The 23,551-nt window shown below is 66.7% G+C and carries 16 protein-coding genes and 1 pseudogene; 11 read left to right on the top strand and 6 right to left on the bottom strand.

Annotation, left to right across the window (positions count from 1 at the left end; translation table 11 throughout):
- Positions 1–33: 33 nt before the first annotated feature.
- Positions 34–2,319, top strand: coding sequence for a CHASE3 domain-containing protein (locus BRADO_RS16220; RefSeq protein ID WP_011926407.1), 2,286 nt, complete (start codon positions 34–36; stop codon positions 2,317–2,319).
- Positions 2,320–2,591: 272 nt separating this feature from the next.
- The gene (locus BRADO_RS16215; protein ID WP_011926406.1) at positions 2,592–4,841 is read left to right on the top strand and encodes a CHASE3 domain-containing protein; all 2,250 of its coding nucleotides are present in this window, start codon (positions 2,592–2,594) and stop codon (positions 4,839–4,841) included.
- 4 nt (positions 4,842–4,845) lie between these two features.
- On the opposite strand, the gene BRADO_RS16210 is transcribed toward BRADO_RS16215, so the two are convergent.
- Positions 4,846–5,739, bottom strand: coding sequence for a DMT family transporter (locus BRADO_RS16210; protein WP_041757545.1), 894 nt, complete (start codon positions 5,737–5,739; stop codon positions 4,846–4,848).
- A gap of 711 nt (positions 5,740–6,450) precedes the next feature.
- Between BRADO_RS16210 and BRADO_RS16205 the strand changes: the two genes are divergently transcribed.
- Positions 6,451–10,209, top strand: coding sequence for a vitamin B12-dependent ribonucleotide reductase (locus BRADO_RS16205; RefSeq protein ID WP_041757544.1), 3,759 nt, complete (start codon positions 6,451–6,453; stop codon positions 10,207–10,209).
- A 124-nt stretch (positions 10,210–10,333) separates the two neighbouring features.
- Here BRADO_RS16205 and BRADO_RS35025 read toward each other — a convergent pair whose 3' ends face one another.
- Positions 10,334–10,966: a hypothetical protein gene (locus BRADO_RS35025; protein ID WP_157872572.1), complete on the bottom strand. Its 633-nt coding sequence runs from the start codon at positions 10,964–10,966 to the stop codon at positions 10,334–10,336.
- Positions 10,967–11,111: 145 nt separating this feature from the next.
- On the opposite strand from BRADO_RS35025, the gene BRADO_RS35880 reads away from it, so the two are divergent.
- The 3 genes from BRADO_RS35880 to BRADO_RS16195 all read left to right on the top strand — a co-directional run bounded on the left by BRADO_RS35880 (position 11,112) and on the right by BRADO_RS16195 (position 12,902).
- A complete protein-coding gene (locus tag BRADO_RS35880) occupies positions 11,112–11,243 on the top strand; it encodes a hypothetical protein (RefSeq protein WP_256374621.1) in 132 nt (43 codons plus the stop codon).
- A gap of 77 nt (positions 11,244–11,320) precedes the next feature.
- A complete protein-coding gene (locus BRADO_RS35020) occupies positions 11,321–11,977 on the top strand; it encodes a hypothetical protein (RefSeq protein WP_157872571.1) in 657 nt (218 codons plus the stop codon).
- A gap of 604 nt (positions 11,978–12,581) precedes the next feature.
- A complete protein-coding gene (locus tag BRADO_RS16195; protein ID WP_041756589.1) occupies positions 12,582–12,902 on the top strand; it encodes a hypothetical protein in 321 nt (106 codons plus the stop codon).
- A gap of 28 nt (positions 12,903–12,930) precedes the next feature.
- On the opposite strand, the gene BRADO_RS16190 is transcribed toward BRADO_RS16195, so the two are convergent.
- Entirely contained in the window at positions 12,931–13,416 is a 486-nt protein-coding gene (locus BRADO_RS16190; protein ID WP_011926399.1) for a protein-tyrosine phosphatase family protein, read from the bottom strand.
- Between the two features lie 92 nt (positions 13,417–13,508).
- Between BRADO_RS16190 and BRADO_RS16185 the strand changes: the two genes are divergently transcribed.
- The 4 genes and pseudogenes from BRADO_RS16185 (at position 13,509) to BRADO_RS16175 (ending at position 17,044) form a co-directional block, all read left to right on the top strand.
- Positions 13,509–13,745 (top strand): hypothetical protein, encoded by a 237-nt coding sequence (locus tag BRADO_RS16185; protein WP_244423052.1) that lies wholly within the window; start codon positions 13,509–13,511, stop codon positions 13,743–13,745.
- 23 nt (positions 13,746–13,768) lie between these two features.
- Positions 13,769–14,032: pseudogene (locus tag BRADO_RS36015) on the top strand (type II toxin-antitoxin system RelE/ParE family toxin); the annotation flags it as partial.
- 195 nt (positions 14,033–14,227) lie between these two features.
- Positions 14,228–15,388 (top strand): cytochrome P450, encoded by a 1,161-nt coding sequence (locus BRADO_RS16180; protein ID WP_011926397.1) that lies wholly within the window; start codon positions 14,228–14,230, stop codon positions 15,386–15,388.
- Positions 15,389–15,718: 330 nt separating this feature from the next.
- Positions 15,719–17,044 carry an LVIVD repeat-containing protein gene (locus tag BRADO_RS16175; protein WP_011926396.1) on the top strand — a complete coding sequence of 442 codons (1,326 nt, stop codon included), beginning with the start codon at positions 15,719–15,721 and terminating at the stop codon, positions 17,042–17,044.
- A 572-nt stretch (positions 17,045–17,616) separates the two neighbouring features.
- Here BRADO_RS16175 and BRADO_RS16170 read toward each other — a convergent pair.
- Both BRADO_RS16170 and BRADO_RS16165 read right to left on the bottom strand, forming a co-directional pair.
- Complete coding sequence (locus BRADO_RS16170; protein WP_011926395.1) at positions 17,617–17,850, bottom strand: DUF2171 domain-containing protein; 234 nt, start codon at positions 17,848–17,850, stop codon at positions 17,617–17,619.
- 910 nt (positions 17,851–18,760) lie between these two features.
- On the bottom strand, positions 18,761–20,830 hold the full coding sequence (locus BRADO_RS16165) for a methyl-accepting chemotaxis protein (RefSeq protein ID WP_011926394.1): 2,070 nt from the start codon (positions 20,828–20,830) through the stop codon (positions 18,761–18,763).
- A 165-nt stretch (positions 20,831–20,995) separates the two neighbouring features.
- Here BRADO_RS16165 and BRADO_RS16160 point away from each other — a divergent pair, with 165 nt between their 5' ends.
- Positions 20,996–21,772, top strand: coding sequence for a transglycosylase SLT domain-containing protein (locus BRADO_RS16160; protein ID WP_011926393.1), 777 nt, complete (start codon positions 20,996–20,998; stop codon positions 21,770–21,772).
- Between the two features lie 40 nt (positions 21,773–21,812).
- Here BRADO_RS16160 and BRADO_RS16155 read toward each other — a convergent pair whose 3' ends face one another.
- Positions 21,813–23,522 carry an acyl-CoA dehydrogenase family protein gene (locus BRADO_RS16155; RefSeq protein ID WP_011926392.1) on the bottom strand — a complete coding sequence of 570 codons (1,710 nt, stop codon included), beginning with the start codon at positions 23,520–23,522 and terminating at the stop codon, positions 21,813–21,815.
- Positions 23,523–23,551: the final 29 nt, after the last annotated feature.

Genomic DNA, 23,551 nt, shown 5'->3' with positions numbered 1-23,551 from the left:
CCGGCGACACCTTTGGATGATTGAGACACGCGGATGATTCGTCAGCGCCTTGCCCTGGGGCTCGGTCTTGGAACGCTGCTTGCGATCGGCGCGGCGTCCGCGGCGCTTGACGTCAAGTCGCGCCACGACGAGGCCTGGGTGACCTCGTCGCTCGACATCCTGCAGAAGACCTCCGATCTGCGTCTACTGCTGAGCGAGGCGGAAGCCAGCTCACGCGGCTTCGCGCTGACGGGCGCAGCCCCTTTCCGCACCGAGTTCGACAATGTCAGCACGAAGATTCCCTCCGCCGTCGCTGATCTGCAGCGCGCGGTTGCCGACAGTCCGATGCCGACCAAGCTTCTCGGTGACACCGCGGCACTGATCGTTCGCAGGATCGACATCGCCGCGGAGCTGATCAGGCTGCGCGCAGCGTCCGACACCGCCGGGCTCCAGGCGCTCGGCAGCCGCGGCGAAGGCCCGGCGACCATGCACACGATCACGGAGAATCTCGACCGCTTCGTCACCGATCAGCGCGCCCTGCTGGCGCAACGCTCGATCACCTCGAAGACCACGGGATCGCTGCTGCTCACGATCGACCTGTGCGGGCTCGCGCTGCTTCTAGTGATCGCAGCCTATCTGATCCGGCACGCTTATCTGGAGGACCGGGCGCTCCGCAGCTCGCTGGTCCGCTCCGAAGCGGAGGCCGTCTCGCTCGCCGAGCGCGCCGAGAAGCAGCATCTCGATCTCGTCGAGGCCCATGAGAAGCTGCGCCACTCCGCGGAGATCCTGCAGAGCACGTTCAACAGCATGGCCGAAGGCGTGCTCGTGATCGACGCCGCCGATACGGTCGTGTTCTCGAACCCCGCGGTCGAGCGCCTGCTCGGCTATCGTCCCGGCCGGAATCTGTCCGATGTACGCTCTCACCTGCGTGTCTATGAGAGTGACGGCCTCACGCCGGTCGCGGCACACGATCTGCCGACACCCCGCGCGCTCCGCGGCGAGTCGTTCGACCGCCGTGAGCTGATCATCCATCAGCCCGACCACGATGAGACGCTGCGCCTGATGATCAGCGGCCGTCCGCTGCGCGACAGCGCAGGACGCATCACGGGCGCGGCGATGGTCTATCACGACATCACGGCCGCCCATGAGACCGAGCGGCTGCTCCAGCAGGCGCAAAAGCTCGACGCCATCGGCAAGCTCACCGGCGGCGTCGCGCACGACTTCAACAACATGCTGACGATCATCACCGGCACGATCGAGACGCTGGCCGACGAGGTGAGAGACCGTCCGGCCGCGGCGGCCACCGCCGCGCTGATCGGCCAGGCCGCAGACCGCTGCACCGAGCTGATCCGGCATCTGCTGGCTTTCGCCCGCAAGCAGCCGCTGCATCCGCGCGACAGCGACGTCAACAGCACGATCCTGGACATCGCCAAGCTGCTGCGGCCGACCCTCGGCGAGCAGATCGAGATCAATTCGATCCTGGAAGAGGAGACGCTGATCGCCCACATCGACTCAGCGCAGCTTGCCAACTCGCTGGTCAACATGGCCATCAACGCCCGCGACGCGATGCCCAATGGCGGCAAGCTGCTGCTGGAATCCCGCCGGGTGGAACTCGACGATGCCTATGCCGCAGCCAATGCCGGCGTGACGCCGGGCTCCTACATCATGGTGGCCGTCAGCGACACCGGCACGGGCATGTCGCCCGCCGTGCGCGATCGCGCGTTCGAGCCGTTCTTCACCACCAAGGAAGCGGGCAAAGGCTCCGGCCTCGGCCTGAGCATGGTCTACGGCTTCGTCAAGCAGTCGGGCGGTCACATCAAGATCTACAGCGAGGAAGGCCGGGGCACCACCATCCGCCTGTACATTCCGGCGCCCAAGGGGCAGACCGCAACGCCTGCCCTGCCCGATCCACCGCCCCCGCGCGGAGATGAGACCATCTTCATCGTCGAGGACGACCTGCTGGTGCAGGACTTCGTCGTCGCCCAGCTGCAAAGCCTGGGCTACAAGACGATGACCGCTTCCACCGGTGTCGAGGCGCTGGCCAAGATCGAATCCGGGCAGCCCTTCGATCTGTTGTTCACCGACGTCATCATGCCAGGTGGCGTCAATGGCAAGGAACTTGCCGAGGAGACGCTGCGGCAGCGGCCAGGCACAAAGGTCCTGTACACCTCGGGCTACACCGATAATGCGATGGTGGAACACGGCCGCATCGATCACGCCTCGCTCCTGCTCACCAAGCCCTATCGCAAGTCAGAGCTCGCCCAGATGGTGCGTCTCGCCTTGCACAGTTCGGATGCCCCCCGCGAAGTCGCCTCGCCGGGCCGCGTCCTGGCCAACTGAGTTCGTTCGCCGCCTGCTCAACGTCCTGGAACCCCGAACGGGTTACGTGTGCAATCCCCATGGAACCTGAGCCGGATGATTGGCAGTCCGGCACGACACACATATAATTAGTTGCATTTCGTTCTTTTACGCCCGGATCCGTTCCACGCTCGCTCCGGATCACCCTTTACAAGCAAGTCTGATCGAAACATCGACATGCGCGATTGAGAAGCATTCATAACCACGATGGTGTTTGAGCGACCAGGCGCACCTGACGCGATTGGACCTTCACCATGATCCGGCGGCGCGTGGCGATCGGCCTCGGACTTGGAACTCTGCTGGCGATGGGCGCGGCCTCCACGGCGCTGGACATCAAGGCGCGGAACGACGCGATCCTGGTCGAGCACACGCTCGAGGTTCTCGAGAAATCGTCAGAGCTGCGCCTGCTGCTCCGCCAGGCCGAAGCGTCTTCACGCGGCTTTGCCTTGTCGGGCGCGGATCGGTTCGTCACCGAGTTCCAGGACAGCGGTCGCAGAACTCCCGCGACATGGGCCGATCTCGTCGCGCTCGTGCAGGACAATCCGACGCAGAGCGCGCGGCTGCATGCGATTGACGAAGACGTGCAGCGGCGAATCGCGCTCTCGGGCGAGCTCATCCGCCGCCAGGCGGCCAACGACCGCGCCGGCGTCGCGTCGCTCGTGGCGGGGGCGGCCGGCCCGACCGCGATGGCGACGATCAACGGGGTGCTCGACTCCTTCACCGAGGAAGAACGCCGGCTGCTGAACGTGCGCACCGCGACCTCCCGGAGGACGGGAACATGGCTCTTGGCCATCGATCTCGCGGGCGTCGGCATCCTGATGCTGATCGCGGCCTATCTCGTCCGGCGCGCCTATCAGTCGGACCGCGCCCTGCGCCTTTCGCTCCGCCAGTCGCAGGCGACGGCCACGTCTCTGGAGGCACAGGCACTGCAGCAGCGCGGCGATCTGGCGGCCGCCTATGACGAGCTGCGCCGCTCCTCGGCCATTCTCGAAAACACGTTCAACAGCATGGCGGAGGGCGTTCTGGTGGTCGACCCCGCGGGCAAGTTCGTGCTGTCGAACGAGGCCGCCGGACAGTTCTTCGGGCCCAGCGCGGGGAAGAGCTTCTCCGACATGCTGGTCACCAATCAGTTCCACGAGAACGATGCGGTGACCCGTATCCGCGACGAGGATCTGCCGATCGCGCGCGCCCTGCGCGGGCTCTCCTTCGATCGTCGCGAGGTGGTGGTGAAGCCGACCGACGGCCGGCCACAGTTCCGGCTGATGGTCAGCGGTCGGCCGCTGCGCAACTCCGAGGGCGCGATCAGCGGCGCGGCGCTGGTCTACCATGACGTGACCGAAGTGCACGAGATCGAGCGGCTGCTGCAGCAGGCGCAGAAGCTCGATGCCATCGGCAAGCTGACCGGCGGCGTCGCGCACGACTTCAACAACATGCTCACGATCATCACCGGCTCGATCGAGATGCTGGTCGACACCGTCCGCGACCGGCCGGCCGCGGCCGAGCTCGCGGTGCTGATCAGCAGGGCAACGGACCGCTGCACCGAGCTGATCCGTCATCTCCTCGCCTTTGCGCGCAAGCAGCCGCTGCGCCCGCGCGACATCGACGTCAACGCCACGGTCGAGGACATCGCCAAGCTGCTGCGGCCGACGCTCGGCGAGCAGGTGGAGATCAGGACCATTCTCGCCGAGGGCGATCTCGTCGCCCATGTCGATTCCGCCCAGCTTGCGAACGCGCTGGTCAATCTCGCCATCAACGCGCGCGACGCGATGCCGGAGGGCGGCAAGCTGCTGCTGGAGACCGCGACGACGAGGCTCGACGAGTCCTATGCCGCGGCCAATCCCGGCGTCGTGCCGGGTGCCTACGTCATGGTTGCCGTGAGCGACACCGGCACCGGCATGCCGGCGGGGGTCAAGGACCGCGCATTCGAGCCGTTCTTCACCACCAAGGACGCGGGCAAGGGCTCGGGTCTCGGGCTCAGCATGGTGTATGGCTTCGTCAAGCAGTCAGGGGGCCACATCAAGCTTTACAGCGAGGAGAATCGCGGCACCACCATCCGGCTTTATCTGCCGGAGGCGCAGGTGCGGCGGCGGACGGAGCCGGAGGCCGAGCAGGAGCTGCCGCGCGGCACGGAGACGATCCTCGTGGTGGAGGACGATCCGCTGGTGCGCGACTTCGTGCTCGCCCAATTGCAGGGCCTCGGCTACGTCACCCTCGTCGCCTCGCAGGCCGCGGAGGCGTTGAGCATTGTCGCGCACGACCGGCCCTTCGATCTCTTGTTCACCGACGTGATCATGCCCGGCGGCGTCAGCGGCCGCCAGCTCGCGGAGACGATCATGGCGAGCCGCCCCGGACTCCGGGTACTCTACACCTCCGGCTACACCGACAACGCGATCATCGAGAACCGCCAGCTCGCGCCCGACACGCTGCTGCTGACCAAACCCTATCGCCGCGCCGAGCTGGCGCAGATGGTGCGCCGCGCGCTCGATGGGCCGGCCGGCGGTTGATCTACTAGCCGCGTGTCGCGAGCGCCACCGCTCCGAGCGTGAAGGCGAGCGCGGCGATCTGCCCTGCCCCCAGCGGTTCGCGCAGCGCGATCGCCGAGGCGACGACGCCGATCACGGGCACCGCCATGGTGCCGATCGCCGCCACCGAGGCCGGCAGCCGCGCCAGCGCCGCGAACCAGGCGACATAGGCGACGCAGAACTGGATCACGGTGGAGTAGAACATCAGCGCCCAGTCGAGCTGGTCGAGCCTGGTCCAGTCGGACTGCTCGAGCGCTAAGCCGACCAGCACGATCGGCACGCAGCCGATGCCGATCTGCCAGGCCGCGGCCGACAGCGGCGGCAGCTTGATCGGCAGCTTCTTGGCCATGACCGTGCCGAGCGCGAAGCCGAACGCGCCGCCCAGCACCATCAGGATGCCCGGCAGCTTGTCGCGGCTGGCGTTCAGGCCATTGCTGCCCATGATCGACGCCAGCCCCGCGAAGGCCAGCACCAGCGCGAGCACGCGCAACGCCGTCGGCCGCTCGCCGAGGATCGGCCAGGCCAGGAGCGAGGCCCAGACCGGCATCGTGTAGGCGATCAGCGCCGCCTCGCTGGCCGGCAGCCACAACAGCGCCAGCCCCATCAGCACCATCCACGCGGTGACGTTGAGCATCCCGGCGAGAATCAGCCGCGGCCAGACTTCGCGCGGGACGGCGAGGCTCTGGCTGCGGATCACCGCCAGCAGCGCCAGCAGCGCCGCGCCAACCACGCCGGTCGTGCCGCGCAGCGTCAGCGGCGGCAGCACGCCGACCAGGTGCTTCGTGACCGGCCAGTTGAAGCCCCAGCCGAGCGAGGTGATGGCGAGGAACATCAGCCCGGCGGGCGTGATCCGCCCGCTGGCCGCTGGCTTGTCTGTCATGGAAATCACCGGCACCGTCTGTGGGACGATCAGACTGCCGGCGTTTTCGGCATGACACCAGGGATTGTAGGGCATGCCTGCCCCGCTGCCGTCCCGTAGCCGCCCGTGAGTCCCGCGCACGCAAGCAAAACCCGCCGTTTGCACGGCAATTAATTCGCCCCTGTGAACAGCGGGACGAAGCCCTGTGGACAGCGCCGGACGCAAATTTTTTCGGTTTCGAATCCGTCAGGACTCGCCGATAGTTACGGCCATCACGATACCGGCATGCGCCTGGTTATCCCACGCTTTCCCCCATATTTAGTGTTTGGTTAGGGAACTCCCACTAGTCCTTGACGGGGGAAGCGGAGTCGTCCTAGCTTCCGGCCCGGTTCGGCGCTTGGTCGCGTTTTTGGTCATGCCGGCCGCTTCCCAGAAGGGTTCGAGGGACGACCGCGCCAGAAGGCCAACAGGCCCGGCGTGCGGCTCGTCGTCTGTCCCGCGGCGGGGTGGTCGCGATGACGGGGCTGCGAAGGTCCCCACTAGATGTGGGGGCTGTCTTGCAGCGGACAGGGAGCCGGACGGTACGTGTGAGGCGTTGAGAGAGACGGGACCGGGCGACCGGTTGAACTGCGGCGGCAGACGAGCCCTTGATCCGGGCTTCCAGGCCGGCGCCTTTGGATGCAATGATCCCGGCCGCCAAACGCGGTCCGGCAAGAACAATTGGGGCTCGCGATGCGGATTGAACGGCGCAACACCACCGAAGGACAGTCGGCCTATCAGGGGATCGACTTCCGCCTGACCACGTCCGAGATCAGGAATCCGGACGGCTCCGTGGTGTTCCGGCTCGAGAATGTCGAGGTCCCCGAGTTCTGGTCCCAGGTCGCCTCCGACGTCCTGGCGCAGAAATATTTCCGCAAGGCGGGCGTTGCCGCGCGCCTGAAGAAGGTCGAGGAAGAGACCGTGCCGTCCTGGCTGTGGCGCTCGGTGCCCGACACCGAGGCGCTTAGCCAGCTGCCGGAGAACGAGCGCTACGGCAGCGAGCGCTCCGCCAAGCAGGTGTTCGATCGCCTCGCCGGCTGCTGGACCTATTGGGGCTGGAAGGGCAACTACTTCTCCTCCGAGGAGGACGCCGTGGCGTTCTACGACGAGCTGCGCTTCATGCTCGCCAAGCAGATGGTCGCGCCGAACTCGCCGCAATGGTTCAACACCGGACTGCATTGGGCCTATGGCATCGACGGCCCCGGCCAGGGCCACTATTACGTCGACTACAAGACCGGCAAGCTGACCAAGTCGAAGTCGTCCTACGAGCATCCGCAGCCGCACGCCTGCTTCATCCAGGGCGTCGAGGACGACCTCGTCAATGACGGCGGCATCATGGACCTCTGGGTGCGCGAGGCGCGCCTGTTCAAGTACGGCTCCGGCACCGGCTCCAACTTCTCGCGGCTGCGCGGCGAAGGCGAGAAGCTGTCGGGCGGCGGCCGCTCGTCCGGCCTGATGAGCTTCCTCAAGATCGGCGACCGCGCTGCGGGCGCGATCAAGTCGGGCGGCACCACCCGCCGCGCCGCCAAGATGGTCGTGGTCGACGCCGACCATCCGGACATCGAGGCCTATATCGACTGGAAGGTGAAGGAGGAGCAGAAGGTCGCAGCTCTCGTCACCGGCTCCAAGATCAACCAGAAGCACCTGAAGGCCGTGATGAAGGCCTGCGTCAATTGCGAGGGCTCCGGCGACGACTGCTTCGACCCCGAGAAGAACCCGGCGCTCCGCCGCGAGATCAAGCTCGCGCGCCGCGCGCTGGTGCCCGACAACTACATCAAGCGGGTGATCCAGTTCGCCAGGCAGGGCTACAAGGACATCGATTTCCCGATCTACGACACGGACTGGGATTCGGAGGCCTACCTGACCGTTTCGGGGCAGAACTCCAACAATTCGGTGTCGCTGAAGGACGACTTCCTGCGCGCGGTCGAGACCGACAGCGACTGGAATCTCGTCGGCCGCACCAACAAGAAGATCGTCAAGACGCTGAAGGCCAGGGACCTCTGGGAAAAGATCGGCCACGCCGCCTGGGCGTCGGCCGATCCCGGCCTGCACTTCAACACCACGATGAACGACTGGCACACCTGCAAGGCGTCCGGCGACATCCGCGCGTCCAATCCGTGCTCGGAATACATGTTCCTGGACGACACGGCGTGCAACCTGGCCTCGGCCAACCTGCTGACGTTCTACGACACCAGGACCAAGCAGTTCGACGTCGCCTCCTACGAGCATCTCTGCCGGCTCTGGACCATCGTGCTCGAGATCTCCGTGCTGATGGCGCAGTTCCCGTCCAAGGCGATCGCCGAGCTGTCCTACGAGTTCCGCACGCTCGGCCTCGGCTATGCCAATATCGGCGGCCTGTTGATGACCATGGGCCTGTCCTACGACTCCAAGGAAGGCCGCGCGCTGTGCGGCGCGCTCAGTGCGATCATGACCGGCATCGCCTACAGGACCTCCGCCGAGATGGCCGGCGAGCTCGGCGCCTTCCCGGGCTACAAGAAGAACGCCGCGCACATGCTGCGCGTCATCAAGAACCATCGCCGCGCCGCGAAGGGCGAGGCGACCGGCTATGAGGCGCTGTCGGTCGCTCCGGTGCCGCTCGACCACGCCCATTGCCCGCAGGTCTCGCTCGTCAGCCACGCCATCCAGGCCTGGGACGACGCGCTCGCGCTCGGCGAGACCAACGGCTATCGCAACGCCCAGGTCACCGTGGTCGCCCCCACCGGCACCATCGGCCTGGTGATGGATTGCGACACCACCGGCATCGAGCCCGACTTCGCGCTGGTGAAGTTCAAGAAGCTGGCCGGCGGCGGCTACTTCAAGATCATCAACCGCGCCGTTCCCGAGGCGCTGCGCGCGCTCGGCTATCGCGAGAGCGAGATCGCCGAGATCGAGGCCTACGCCGTCGGTCACGGCTCGCTGTCCAACGCGCCGGGCATCAACGCCTCGACCCTGAAGGCCAAGGGTTTCACGGATGAAGCCATCGCCAAGGTCGAGAAGGCGCTGCCGACCGCGTTCGACATCAAGTTCGTGTTCAACAAGTGGACGCTCGGCGAGGACTTCATCACCCGGCAGCTCGGCGTCTCGGCGGAAGCTCTGGCTTCCCCGACCTTCGAGCTGCTCGCCGCCATCGGCTTCACCAAGCGCGAGATCGAGGCCGCCAACGTCCACATCTGCGGCGCGATGACGGTCGAGGGTGCCCCGCACCTCAAGGCCGAGCATTATGCGGTGTTCGATTGCGCCAACCCCTGCGGCAAGATCGGCAAGCGCTATCTCTCGGTCGAGAGCCACATCCGCATGATGGCGGCGGCGCAGCCGTTTATCTCGGGCGCGATCTCAAAAACCATCAACATGCCGAACGACGCCACGGTCGAGGACTGCAAGGCAGCGTATCTGCTCTCCTGGAAGCTCGCGTTGAAGGCCAACGCGCTGTACCGCGACGGCTCAAAACTGTCGCAGCCGCTCAACTCGCAGCTCATCAGCGATGACGAGGACGAGGATGATGCGGTCGAGTCCTTCTACGAGAAGCCGATGGCCGCGCGTGCGACGCAAGTCTCGGAGAAGATCGTCGAGAAGCTGGTCGAGCGCATCGTTGTCATGCGCGAGCGCGAGAAGATGCCGGATCGCCGCAAGGGCTACACCCAGAAGGCGGTCGTCGGCGGCCACAAGGTATATTTGCGCACCGGCGAGTATGATGACGGCCGCCTCGGCGAGATCTTCATCGACATGCACAAGGAGGGCGCGGCGCTGCGCTCCTTCATCAACAACTTTGCGATTGCGGTCTCGCTGGGCCTCCAGTACGGCGTGCCGCTGGAGGAGTATGTCGACGCCTTCACCTTCACCCGCTTCGAGCCGGCCGGCCCCGTGCAGGGCAACGACTCGATCAAGTACGCGACGTCGATCCTCGATTACGTCTTCCGCGAGCTCGCCGTCAGCTACATGTCGCGCTTCGACCTCGCCCATGTCGACCCCTCCGAGAGCAATTTCGATGCGCTCGGCCGCGGCGTCGACGAAGGCAAGCCGTCGGAGGACGGCCCGAGCCAGCAGGCCGCAAAATACGTCTCGCGCGGCCTGACCCGCTCCCGCACCGACAACCTCGTCGTGATGCGCGGCGGCACGTCGACCACCGCCGTCTCCGCCCCGCATGACGGCGGCCCCTCCGGCCGCGTCACCGCCCTCTCCTCGTCCCGCGCCGGCGACGCCATCGAAGGCGCCGTCGCCCTGAAGCAGGAGGCGCAGCACGACCTCTCGCCCACCGAAAAGCTCGAGTCCCTCAAATGGAGCAAGGCCGGCACCGCCGCGACGCAGGTCGCCTCCAAGGCCGAACGCCGCGCCGAAGCCAAGGCTAGGGGTTACGAAGGCGAGATGTGCTCGGAATGCGGCAACTTCACGCTGGTCCGGAATGGGACTTGTATGAAGTGCGACACGTGCGGCAGCACGACGGGGTGTTCGTGAGATTGTGACAGAAACTCTCCGATGAATCGGAAAGCCCCGCAAGCTGCGGGGCTTTTTGTTTCACTGTCGTACCCGCAGTAGCTACTCGGGCCTTTAGCGCAGATGCCCCCCTGAGAGCTTCCGGTCAACGACCTCCTGTTTCACTTGAGCCACGCCCGATCTCACGTACATAGCTGAAAATGCGTCTGGCTACCGACTGCTCTCCCTTGAAAGCTGCGATCAACCGTTCAGGGGCAGAATGTTCCGGATTCAGGAGGCCCGGAGGACACTCGTTTGCAACAAGCCAAGCGTGTAGATGTTGAACTGAAACTCCCGCAGCATCGAGTTTCGGCGTGTACATTGTCCTATGTTCGTCCAGGTGTGCCACGAACTTATCCCGATAAGTCCTTAACGCATTTAAGTAGTCGGCGTACTGTTGCTCGGTCATGCCAAGCTGCGCTAGCAGCTCGGCAAAAAATCTATCTTGGTCCGTTACGATCTTCTTCCAAAAGTGCTTCCCGCCCTTGTCTGCGAAAAGTTTGCAGAACTCAAGAACACACATGTCGAGTAAGTTATTTGATACAGTTCGCCAAAAGCTAGCATCTGGCACCACAAGCTCTCCAGCTTGGCTCTGCCACCCCTCTGGCGATTCGTAAGCACCACGCAAATAAGCCAGATTGCGCATAAAATTGATGCAGATAATGACCACACGACGCAATCGCTCTTCGCGAGAAAGTGGCGCATCCTGCTCAAGTCCGCGCTTTGCATCTTGCTGCATCGTATGCCTGTTATCTTTAGCGATTACGGCCGTCTGGATGCTTGTCTCTATTACACGAATTCTTGCAAGCTCGCCACTGTAGACCCCCGGGCTCCACCTCCCTGGCCTTCCCATGCACCTCCACATCTTCTCCGATCGCGCAGACGTGGCCGACATCAAGCCGATCGAGGCCCTGCCCGGGGTCGATGTGGTCGTCGTGCAAACGATGTCTGCGAGGGGGGCAGTGAACGGGTTTGCGCGGCTGCGCGAGATCGTGGCTGAAGATAGCACGGCGTGAATCAGGAAGGTATGGACGGGCCGCGTAACGCCCCGCTATGGTATCCATGGATACGTTGCGCCCCGGTGAGGCTGCCGATGTTTGAGTGGTTGAGACGGAAGCAAGGCCCACCTGCTGGCGAAAAGCATCGCATTGTCGAGGCACTGGTCAACTATCCGCCCTATACGCCCCCGATCTGGTGTTCTGGAGTAAAATCGCTCGATAATGCGAACGCCGAGTATGTCTCCTATTTCATGACGCAACGACCTGAACGCGTCGAAGCCCTCCGTAGCTTCCTCGCCAAGTTCAATGTCCCGCTGAGCCTTGACGATTTAGATATCCGCGCCGTTTCCGCATGGTTCTCTTCCCATGTGGATCTGCTGGTGGACGGCCTCCGACACCAAGAGGATGAATCACTCTGGCGGGCCTACAACTACTTTGACGTCCCCTGGACGAATTCCTTGGTTGGGCTCAACGTCGTCTTCGACCTGGGCGTTTACGTCGGAGAATGCATCCTGGCGCGGAATCCACGGATGAAATGGCTGCCTCACGTAAAGCCGGAGCCGAGAACCGGAGCATCGCATCCGATCTTTGGAGCGATCGGACATGTCTTTGATCCGATCCAATGGTCTTATACGGAATGCAAGAATGTTCATTCGGCCAGACTTTCTGGAGAGAAGTGGAATGAAGGCTGCATTTCTGGCTACATCGACTCACAGGTGCGACGATCGAGCAGCAAGCGTAGGGCGGATTAGCGGAGCGTAATCCGCCGCTTGACCGGAGCGGCGCGTTACGCTTCGCTAACGCGCCCCACGTTGCTAGCCTTGGCCTCCACCTCGGCCTTCCATGCACCTCCACATCTTCTCCGATCTCCACGCCGACATGGCCGACACCAAGCCGATCGAGGCCCCGCCCGGGGTCGATGTGGTCGTGGTCGCCGGCGCTGGTGGTGGAGGTCGCGTAGCCCGGATGAGCGCAGCGACATCCGGGGTCTCCCGTGCTGCCGGTGATGAACCCGGATATCGCTGCGCTCATCCGGGCTACGGGCTCATGCGCAGGCCGGGCAGAGACGCGCACGCGGCAACGCCGCGTCGCATCGTGCCCACCGGCGAGGCGGGTGGTGGCAACGTTCGGCACACGCCGCCTTCGGCGGGGCTTTGCCCACCCTAGGCTTCACCATCAACGGCGCGCCAGACCCGGATTTCGCCGCGCTCATCGATCACCGCGACGCCAAAACGGGCTCCATGCCGTCCGGTCCGCGCCTTGCAAATCATACCTTACACCGTCGAGTTCCGGTGTAAGATCGTCCCAATGCGGGACACCCGATTGCAAATGGCACAACCGCCGGGGACAATTGCCGTGAAGAAGATCCTCATCCCTGCCCTGCTCGCGCTCCTCGTCTCGCCGGTGCAGGCGAGGTCGTGGATCGACCAGTCCGCCTGCCAGGGGTCCCGGTTCTACGGCTACTCCCGCTGCACCTATACGCACACCGAGCTGCCGCCGGTCTCTCGCGACGTGTCCTTCACCCCCTCGCCGGCCGCGCGGCAGGAAGAAGAAGCAAGGGAGGCCGAGGCGGCCAAGTGGGAGGCCTATTGCAAGCCGGTGTTCCGCCGCGACGAGTATGGCATTCGCCGCGCGTCATACGCGCATGCGGGATGCGAGTTCGGCCGCAGCGAGTAAGGCCTGCACCGCTGGCGTCTGAAGCGCCCTACTCTCCCGCCATCTGCATCACCCACCTCCGCTGCTCCTCGGTGTCCGGCACTCGGACGCCCCGCGCGGCAGCAATGCGCCTCAGGGCCTCGCCGGCATCGACACCGAGCCGGCCCATCACGCACGCCGCGATGACCGCCGAGCGGCCGATGCCTGCGCGGCAATGGATCAGGACATCAGCGCCCTCGGTCAGCCGCGCGGCGAGGTCCTGCGCCAGCTGCAGCGCCGCGCTGCGGCGTTCGGGCAGACCGCGGTCGGGGATCGGGAACGAGACGAAGGCCATGCCACGGCTCTCGCACAGCGCGGCCTCGCGCTGCAGGCCGAGATCATGCACCTCCGCCGGCTCCAGCAGGCTGACCACGATGGCGATGCCCTCGCCCGCCCACACCGCGGTGTCGTCCGCCAGCCAGTCCTCCGCCCGCGGCCGCGCCGCGATCGCGAGGCGGCCGGCAGTCAGCAAGTCGATCCAGTGCAGGCGGGACATGCGGGAGATCCTGTCGAGAGATCACAGCCCGTGCGCCACCGCCACATCTGCGAGGCCATGTCAGCCGGGCCGGTTTGCGCTAATTGATGCGCATGAAGACCAAAAAGCTCACAGACGTTCTCGAACGCGTCGAAGGTTGGCCGGCGGAGCTCCAGGACGAGCTTGCCGAGCTGGCGCTCGATATCGAAGCTGGCCTGACCGGCGGCGACTATCGGCCAAGCGATCAGGAACTGGCCGGTATCGATCGCGGCCGGCGCGCTGCGAACGAAGCGCGCTTCGCGCAAGAGGACGACGTCGAAGCAGCGTTCGCCAAATTTCGCTCCCGATGAAGGTCGTCTAAACAGACGACGCGCTCAAGGATCTCCTGGACATCGCCGATTGGCTTGCCGATCATTATCCGACCGTGGCCCCTGCCGTCGAGAGACGGATCAGGCGCGTGGTGGCCCACGTCGCACGCTGGCCTTCGAGCGCCCGTCGTGTTGTCGACCGTCCTGATGTTCGCGTGGCTGCGCTCGGGCGCTATCCCTATAATATCTTCTATCGTGTCAGCGCCGACAGGATCGAGATCCTCCATATCCACCATGCGGCGCGAGAGCCCTGGACACCTGAGAATTGAGGTCCGCCCCAGCCTCGGCGTCGTCCATTCGGAACCGTGGGGTTGCCTCGGCCCGGCGGATCGCGGTCTCCATGCTATCGCGCTCATCATCATCGCGCGAGCAGAGATTGATCCGGTTCGCGCCGGCCTTAGCTCAAGGGGCCGGTCGCCGTCCTCTCTGGCGGATCCGGCGTTCCAACCGGCCCGTGAGTTAGCATGACCGCTCAGTCCTCGCAGCACGCATCCGCCGGCGCTCCCGTCGGCCACGACGGCACGCCCGTGATCCGCATCGACAGTTTCGCCGCGGCGCGCGCAGTGCTGCGCTCCGGCGATGTCCGGCAGGCCGGCTTCAATGCCGAGCTGGTGCACCGCTTCATCGGTCCGCGCCACGCGCCGGTGCTGTACCAGGACGGCGAGCCGCATCAGAGGCAGCGCAGCGCCACCGCGCGGTTCTTCACGCCGCGCGTGGTGGCGACGCGTTACTGTCGGCTGATGGAGACGACCAGCCGCGAGCTGGTGGCGCAGTTCGTCACGGCGCGCCGCGCCCGGCTCGACGATCTCAGCCTGACGCTGGCGGTGGCCGTGGCCGCCGACATCATCGGACTGACGGACAGCTCGCGCGCGGCGATGGCGGCGCGGCTGAACCGGTTCTTCGCCGCACCTGTCGGCCAGGGCGCCATCGCGACGCTGCGCAATGCCGTGTTCGGACAGCTGCGCAGCCTCGCCTTCTATTGGTTCGACGTGCGCCCCGCCATCCGCGCGCGGCGCGCCCGGCCGCGCGAGGACGTCATCTCGCATCTCCTGGCCGAGGGTTATTCCGACCGCGAGATCCTCACCGAATGCCTCACCTATGGCGCCGCGGGCATGGCGACCACGCGCGAGTTCATCGTGATGGCGGGCGTGCGGCTGTTCGAGGACGACGCGCTGCGCGCGCGCTTCCTCGCCGGCAACGAACCGCAGCGCATGGCCATTCTCGAAGAGGTGCTGCGGCTCGAGCCGGTGGTGTCGACGCTGAAGCGCCGCACCGCGTGCGAGATGACGCTGGAGAGCGATGCGGGAGCAACGACGATCCCCGCGCGCAGCCTGCTCGAGATCGACGTCGGCGCCGCCAATCGCGACGAAGCCGCGGCCGGCGCCTGCCCGCACCGCCTCGATCCGGACCGCACGCGTCCGGCCAAGGGCTCCGCCAGCCTGATGAGCTTCGGCGACGGCCCGCACCGCTGCCCCGGCGCGGCGGTCGCGCTGCACGAGGCCGCGATCTTCCTCGATCAGCTGCTGCGCGTCCCCGGCCTGCGCCTGGAGCGCCAGCCGACGAAGACGGTGAACCCGGTGAGCAGCGGCTATGAGTTGCGCGATGCTGTCATCGTGGTGGGGTGAGGCGAGACCGCCTCAGTCCTCACCCCCGCCGTCATTGCGCGCGCAGCGAAGCCATCCAGGGCCAAGCCAAGAACCCTGGATTGCTTCGCTGCGCTCGCAACGACGTCGATGGAGCTGGCGCCGCAGTTGGCATCGTAGGGTGGGCAAAGGCGCGCCCCGATGTCGCGATCCGGCGCGAGTTCTCGCGCGCCGTGCCCACCGTCCGCACCCACCGCAGGTGGGCACGCGCCGCCTGACGGCGCCGCTTTGCCCACCCTACGAATTTGGAGGCGCGGCAAACGCGGCGCGTGCTAGCCTCCTGGCAAAACAAGATCATGGGGGGAGGTCATCATGCCGGGGTTGAGCCGTCGCGCGCATCTGCAGGGGCTGTTGGGGGTGGCCGCGATGGCCGGGATCGGCGGGGCGGCGCGCGCGGCCGACGCGCCGGCAGTGCCGCCGGAGGGGATCGGGCGCGGCATCAGGCACCTCTCCTACAGCGACATCGGCGGACGGCCCGACAGCGTCCAGATCATGGCGCACCGCAACCACCTCTATGTCGGCCACATGTTCAGCGACGGCGTCACCATCCTCGACGCCAGCGATCCGCGCAATGTCAAGCCGGTGAATTTCTTCACCGCGGGGCAATACACCCGCACCCATCATCTGCAGACCTCGGACGATCTGCTGCTGCTCGCCAACGGCGCCAACATCGTCGCGATGCAGTCCTATTCCGACCAGCGCGGCTATTTCGAAACCACGCTGTCCGACAGCATCACCAAGCGCAAGCCGTTCCGCAGCGGGCTCTCGATCCACGACATCTCCAAGCCCGGCGAGATGCGCGAGATCGCGTTTCTCGAAATGCCCGGGCTCGGCATCAACCGGCTGTCCTGGATGGGCGGCCGCTACGCCTATGTCTCGGCGCATTTCGACGGCTTCACCGATCACTGCCTGTGCATCGTCGATCTCAACGAGATCACCAAGCCGGTCATCGTCTCCAAATGGTGGCTGCCGGGCATGAACCGCGCCGCCGGCGAGGTCTCGACCGCGCCCAAGGGCAAGCGCTACGCGCTGCATCACATGATCGTCGCCGGCTCGCTCGGCTACGGCGCATGGCGCGACGGCGGCTTCACCATTCACGACGTGTCCGATCCGGCCAAGCCGAAGCTGCTGTCGCATCTGAACTGGTCGCCGCCCTTCCCCGGCGGCACGCATACGCCGCTGCCGCTGCCCGGGCGCAACCTCGCCATCGTCGCCGACGAGGCCAATGCCGAAAAATGCGCCAAGGGCCTGTTCCAGATCTTCGTCGTCGACGTCCGCGTGCCGGCCAATCCGGTGACGATCGCGACCTTGCCGGTGCCGAGCGACCGCGACTATTGCGCCGCGCCCGGCACCTTCGGCCCGCACAATCTGCATGAGAACCGGCCCGGCTCGATGCAGAGCGAGGACACGATCTTCGCCACCTACAATGCCGGCGGCGTGCGCGTGTTCGACATCCGCAATCAGTTCGCGCCGAAGGAGATCGCCTCCTGGCTGCCGCCGGCGCCGGCCAGGCTGATCGACCCGCGGCCCAACGTGTCCCTCGCCGCCAAGACCGCCGACGTGTTCGTCACCAGGGATGGCCTGATGTACGCCACCGACTGGAACGCGGGCCTGCACGTGCTGCAATATGAGGTCTGAGCGCGGCGAAGCCCTGTCGCAAACACGTGGTCGCTTCGTAGCCCGGATGAGCGCAGCGATATCCGGGGTCTCCACCGGCGCGAGTGATGGACCCGGATGTCGCTGCGCTCATCCGGGCTACGGGACCGTGCTCGCGTTGTGGCGTAGCGTGGGCAAAGGCGCGCCACATCCGGCGTAGTTAGCGGCGACGTCTCCCGCGCCGTGCCCACCGCCCGCACCCACTGCCAGCGCCGGTGGGCACGCGCCGCCTGCGGCGCCGCTTTGCCCACCCTACGTCTTGACGGCGAGAGCGAGGGCCTTGTCGATGAAGCTTCGTAGCCCGGATGAGCGCAGCGATATCCGGGGTCTCCACCGGCGCCAGTGATGAACCCGGATGTCGCTGCGCTCATCCGGGCTACGGGACCGTGCTCGCGTTGTGGCGTAGGGTGGGCAAATGCGCGCCGCATCAGGCGTAGTTAGCCGCGATCTCTCCCGCGCCGTGCCCACCGCCCGCACCCAGCGCCGGTGGGCACGCGCCGCCTGCGGCGCCGCTTTGCCCACCCTCCGCCTCGACGGCGGGAGCGAGGGGCCGCCTACTTCTCCTCCTCCATCGTCACCGCCACGGCGCCGACGGCCGACAATCGCACCTTGTCGCCTTCGACGTCGGCGACGAGGCCCTTGTCGATGAAGTGATGATGGCCCTTGTGGCTGCCCTCGCCGCTGTCCTTCCTGGTCAGCTTGATGCGGTTGCCCTCGACGCGGTCGACGGTGCCGACATGCACGCCGTCGGCGCCGATGACCTCCATATGCTCCTTGATGTCCAGCATGACGAACTCCTCTGTGGCTGATGTGGGAGCTGCGTCAACCGGCGGGTGCGACAAGGGTTCCGCTGCCGTCAGGTGAGCAAAGGCCTGACGGCGAGCGCGGTCTGGTAGCCCGGATGAGCGCAGCGACATCCGGGGTCATCGCCGACGTCGGTGGAGACCCCGGATATCGCTGCGCTCATCCGGGCTACGCAGCGGCCGCGCGGCCGAATGAACGTAGGGTGGGCAAAGGCGCGCCAATCACGATCTGATCCGGCATGATGTTGCGCGCGCCGTGCCCACCGCCCGCACGCATAGCCACCGCGGGTGGGCATCACAGGCCGCACGATCGGCGCGCCGCTCATTCCGTAAAAAATAATCCTATTGCTATTTTTCGGAATTCATGGTCATCTCCCCTCATCCCGGCCCGCGAGAGGGGCGCTTCGCGATCGTCACGAGACGTGGGGCCGGCGATGCGGTGGCCGCAGGCGTGCTGCAGCGGGCTTTCGAGCTCGCGGACGAACAGCCGCTTGCGGACGTGAAGACGCGTGGTCCTGGCGCCCCGAAGCTGGCGCCAAGTCGCGGGTGATGATCCCGCTGGCGACGGTGGCTCACAAGCCGGACACCGGGGAGATCGCGTTATAAGCGTGAAAACCACCGCGCGGGGAATGCCGGGATGTCTCGGCTGAACCTGTGGTGACTGCCGCCTGCTTACTTCTTCGCAGGCGGGCCATGGGTGCGGCCAGCGCCCGGCATTCCCCGCGCCCTCTCTTCGCTGCGAGGGCGATGACGAGCAGCACTCGGGCGCAGCACGCGCCGCGGGATCGCGCGTGCGCGTCCGCTCACAGAGATCTGCTCGGCTGCTGTTTGACACGCGTTCAGCTGACGTCGCGGCGACGACGCGCGCCTCGCGCCGCCACCGGCGATCGCCGCCTCACGCCTTGCGCACGGTGCCGAGGAAGCCCTCGACCGCCACACGAAAGCGATCGGCATCGGTCGACATGCGGCGCACCGAGTCGACCATCGCGGCGCCCGCGTTGCCGGTCTGGCGGTTGAGCGCGGCGACCGCGCCGATCGTGTCGGTGACGGCGCGGGTGCCCTGGGCGGCCTGCTGGAAGTTGCGCGAGATCTCGGTGGTGGCGGCGCGCTGCTGCTCGACGGCCGCGGCGATCGCCGTCATCTTCTCGTCGATGCCGGAGATGTTGAGGCTGATGGCGCGGATCGCCTCGACCGACTCGCCGGTCGCGGCCTGGATCTCGGCGATCTGCCGGGTGATGTCGTCGGTCGCGGTCGCCGTCTGCGACGCCAGGTTCTTGACCTCGCCGGCCACCACCGCGAAACCGCGTCCCGCCTCGCCCGCGCGCGCCGCTTCGATCGTGGCGTTGAGCGCGAGCAGATTGGTCTGGCTCGCGATCGCGGTGATCATCTTGACCACCTCGCCGATGCGGTTGGCGGCGCGGTCGAGCATCTCGACGGTGGCGTTGGTCTGCGCCGCGCGCTCGACCGCCTGGCGCGCATCCGCCGCGGAGGCCTGCACCTGGGCCGCGATTTCCGAGACCGAGGCGGTGAGCTCCTCGGTAGCGGCGGCGATGGTCTCGAGATTGCTGGTCGCGGTCTCCGCGGCGCTGGCCACCGCCGCGGTCTGCTCGGTGGACTCGTCGACCAGCTTGCGCACGTCGGTCGCGCTGTGGTCGAGCTGGCCGGTCGAGTTGCCCATGCTGACGATCACCGCCTGCACGGTGTCGTCAAAACTCCGGCAGGCGCTGTCGATCGCCTGCGAGCGCTCCAGCCGCTTGCCCTGGTCGAGGTCGCGCTCCCGGGCGAGCCGCTCGGCGATGGCGGCGCTCTCGCGCAGGCCTTCGAGCGCCGCGGCCATCGCGCCGAACTCGTCGGCATTGGCGAATTGCGGCACGGGCGTCTGGTAGTCGCGCTGGCCGATGCGCTGGATCGCCTGCATCAGCGCCGCCACCGGGCGCACCAGGCGGACGCGCACGGCGCGCAGCGCGAAGCCGGCGACGACGAGCGCGGTGATGAAGGCGATCGACTGCACGATCAGGCTGGCCAGCGCCGCGGTCCTGATCGCCTCGGCGCGGGCGATCGAGGCGTCGAGCGCGGTCATGCCGATGGCGATGATGCCGTTGAACGGGCCCTGGCAGAACGCGTTCCACTCCGGCGCGGGCATCGCCGGCTTGCCGCTGCCGTCGAGGCTCTTGATCAGCTGGTCCATGCGCTGATGGGCCGCCTCGACCTCGCCACGCGAGGTCTTGACGACGCTGGCGAGCTCGGCGCTGCCGGCGCCCGCCAGGAGGTCGTCGAGGCCGGACCAGCCGGCCGCCACGGTGCCGCGCCATTGCGCGACGGAGGCCTTCTGGGCCTCGTCGAGCGGCTTGGAGCTGTTGATGTTCGGACGCATCGCCGAACATTGCAGGCCGTAGCGATCGCGGATCTGCCAGGCGAGACGGCGGGCCTGCACCATCTTGGCGATGGCCGGGTCGGTCATCCAGGCGCGGTTTGAGACCGACAGCGACGCGGCGTTGGCGGCATCCAGCGTCTTGGTCATCGCGTCGTACCAGCCTTGCGTGCGCGCGAGCACCCGCTCCGCTCTGGGCCTGGCGGCCTCGTCGAACAGCAGCTTGAACTGGGGCACGGTCGCCTCCCAGCTGCTCTTCAGCCTGGCGACGAGCTCGTCGCGCTCGGGCATGTCGACGCCGGCGAGCGCCGCGGCGACGCCGTCATGGCCCTTCGCCTCGATACCTTGATATTCGGTGAGCCTGGGGCGCGGATCGTCCTCGCTCAGCAGCACGCTCTGCATGTCGCCGCGGCGGGCGCGCATCACCAGGACGTTCTGGAAGATCGCCTTGTCGGCGGCCGTGAGCTGCTCGGTCGCCACGCTCTCGCGATAGCGGCCCGCGGCGCCGCTCATCAGGATCGCCGTCGACACCAGGATGCCTGCGGCAAGGACCGACAGGAGCACCAACAGCAGAGTACTGACCGACTTCTTCATCACGCAATTCCCCACACCACAAAGTGGAAGAATGACGCATTTGCACAAATTCTTTCTTAACCATGCGCCGCCACATCGATCAGCCGAGGTCATCATTTGCCGAACAGCCCTGCCCCATCGCTGCAGAAACCCCGCAGGCCGCGCCGAGCGGGACGCTGGCGCGCGATGCGGCGCAAAGCGGCGAAGCTCGCGCAGCGGGGAACGAGGTGGCTGCGGCGCAAAGCGGGCGCGGCGCCGCGCTGGCTGAAGCTCGCAACCGCCGCCGTGCTGGCGCTCGGCATGTTCGCGCTGGCCAATCTGGCCTACCACGTGGCGCGCAAGCCGACCGAGCTGTTCGTCGTCGCCGGCCATTCCCTCGACAAGGAGCCGGACGAGACTTGGCGCGAGTATGGCGCCCTGTTCCGCGAGAGCGCGACGCGGGCGATACCTCCGGAGCTGCTGGCGGCGTTGGCGCAGACCGAAAGCTCCGGTAATCCGGTGGCCCGCACCTATTGGCGATGGCGCTTTGCGTGGAACCCGTTCGCGGTCTATCAGCCGGCCTCCAGCGCAGTCGGTCTGTTCCAGATGACCGACGGTGCCTTTGCCGATGCCGCCGGCTTCTGCATCCGGGATCACGAGGTGACCCGCGACGGCTGCGGCGCGCCGAGCCTGTACATCCGCGCCTGGCCGGCGCATGCGGTCGCGCTCACTGCGATCTCGCTCGACCGCCAGGTCGCCGCAGCGCTCGCGCGGCAGCCCGCCGCCAAGCCGACGGCGCAGCAGAAACAGGATCTCGCCGCCGTCATCCATCTCTGCGGTGCCGGCCCTGCCGCAGCCTTCATCCGCCGTGGCTACAAGCCGGACGACGGCGAACGCTGCGGCGACCATTCGGTCTCGCTCTATTTGGCCAGCGTCAATGCGTTGAAGCGCTCGTTCCGAAAGCTGGCAGAACGGCCGCAATGACGCACGAGACGCACCTGATCACCATCTTCGGCCGCATAGATCAGAGCAGCGTGGCGATGCCCTCCAAGGCGGCGGCTCCACGCAGCGCGTCCGCGGCGTGGTGCCGTGCCCGCCCGACAAGCTCGCCGAGCTGGAAGCTGCCGAGCGCACGCAGCCGGGCGCCGGCCGGCGTGTCGTTGCGAAGCGCGCCGAGCCGCGCTGCCGACCACGTCAGCGCGGCGTCGATGGCGAGGTGCAGGAACCCCGTCGCGCCGGCCTCGCCATCACGCGGGGTGTCGCGCATCCGGGCGAGCTGTCCGGCCGTCGTCTCCAGCAAATCGATGATCTCGGTGGCGGCCGCGACGTCGCGTTCCGCCAACGGCGCGATGTCGGCCCGGGCGCGCGAGAGGAACGCGCGAAGGCCCTCGCCGCCGTCCTTCCACAGCCGGCGGTGCAGGAGGTCGAGCCCCTGCATCCCGGTCGTACCCTCGAAGATCGGCAGCACGCGCGAGTCGCGCAGCAGCTGCTCGACGGGCCAGTCCGTGGTGTAGCCGGCACCGCCGAGCACCTGGATGGCGCTGTCGGCCGTCGCAAAGGCGAGCTCGCCGCCGAGCGTCTTGACGATCGGCAACAGCCATTGCGCCAGCGCGGCACTGTCGCGGCGCGCATCATCGTTGGTCTCGACGCGCGCGAGATCGGCCTCGACCGCGGCGGCGTAGATCAGCGCGCGAGCGCATTCGACGTCCGCCTGCATCGACAGCAGCGTGCGCTGCACGTCGGCGTGCACGATGATCGGCAGCGGCTGCGGCCCCGCGCCGCCTTGCAGGCGTTGCCGCGCATAAGCGAGCGCAACGTCGGCAGCCGCAGAGGCGATGCCGAGCCCCATCGCGCCGACCGCCATCCGCATGTTGGTGATCATCACGAACATCTGCGCCAGCCCGCGGCCCTCCTCGCCGAGCAGATGGCCAATCGCGTCCTCGAAGCCCATCGCGCAGGTCGGCGACAGATGAAGGCCGAGTTTGTGCTCAAGCTTACGCACGACCACACCGTTCGCGGCGCCATCGATACGGTCGGGCACCAGAAACAGCGACAACCCTTTGGCTCCCTCGGTGCGCGCCAGCAGGCAGTGCACGATGCGGTTGGTCAGGTCATGGCCGCCGAACGAGATCCATTGCTTCTCCCCGGTGATCGACCAGCGGCCGTCGCCGCGCGGCACAGCCTTGGTCCGGATGCGGCTCACGTCGGAGCCGGCGCCGACTTCCGAGATACAGATCGTGGCGCCCCACTCACCCGCGATCAGCTTCGGCAGCCATTCTGATCGGATCATGTCGTCCGTCGTCCAGGCTTCGATCAGCCGCACCGCCGAGCGCACCGGTACCGGCAGCATGCCGAAGGCGGCGCAATGGCGGTCGAACACTTCCTGAACGGCAACGGCGACCACCAGCGGCAGCCCTTGGCCGCCGAGCTGCTCGGGAAGATCGAGTGCGATCCAGCCGCTCTCGGCGTATTCGCGCCAGACGCGTCCATGCAGGTCGGAGGTGACGACTGCCCCGTCGACCAGTCGCGGCGCTGCGCTGTTCGACTGAGCGTTGAGCGCTTCGAGGCGGTCCGCAGCGAAGGCCGACGCGGACTCGAGGATCGCAGCGATTGTCTCGTCCCCGGCCTCCGCAAAGCCTGCGGACAGGTCTCGCAGCCGAGCCAGACCGGGCAGCGCTGCGAGTTGAGCTCGCAGGCTGGAGCAGTCGAGCGGTGGAACGTTGGCGCGGGTCATGGAGTGTCATTCCGGACGGACGGGGATCG

Source organism: Bradyrhizobium sp. ORS 278 (genome assembly GCF_000026145.1).
In the GTDB taxonomy this organism is placed as follows: Bacteria; Pseudomonadota; Alphaproteobacteria; order Rhizobiales; family Xanthobacteraceae; genus Bradyrhizobium.
The sequence above is the reverse complement of the archived record's forward strand: the minus strand, read 5'-3'. Positions and strand labels throughout refer to the sequence as shown.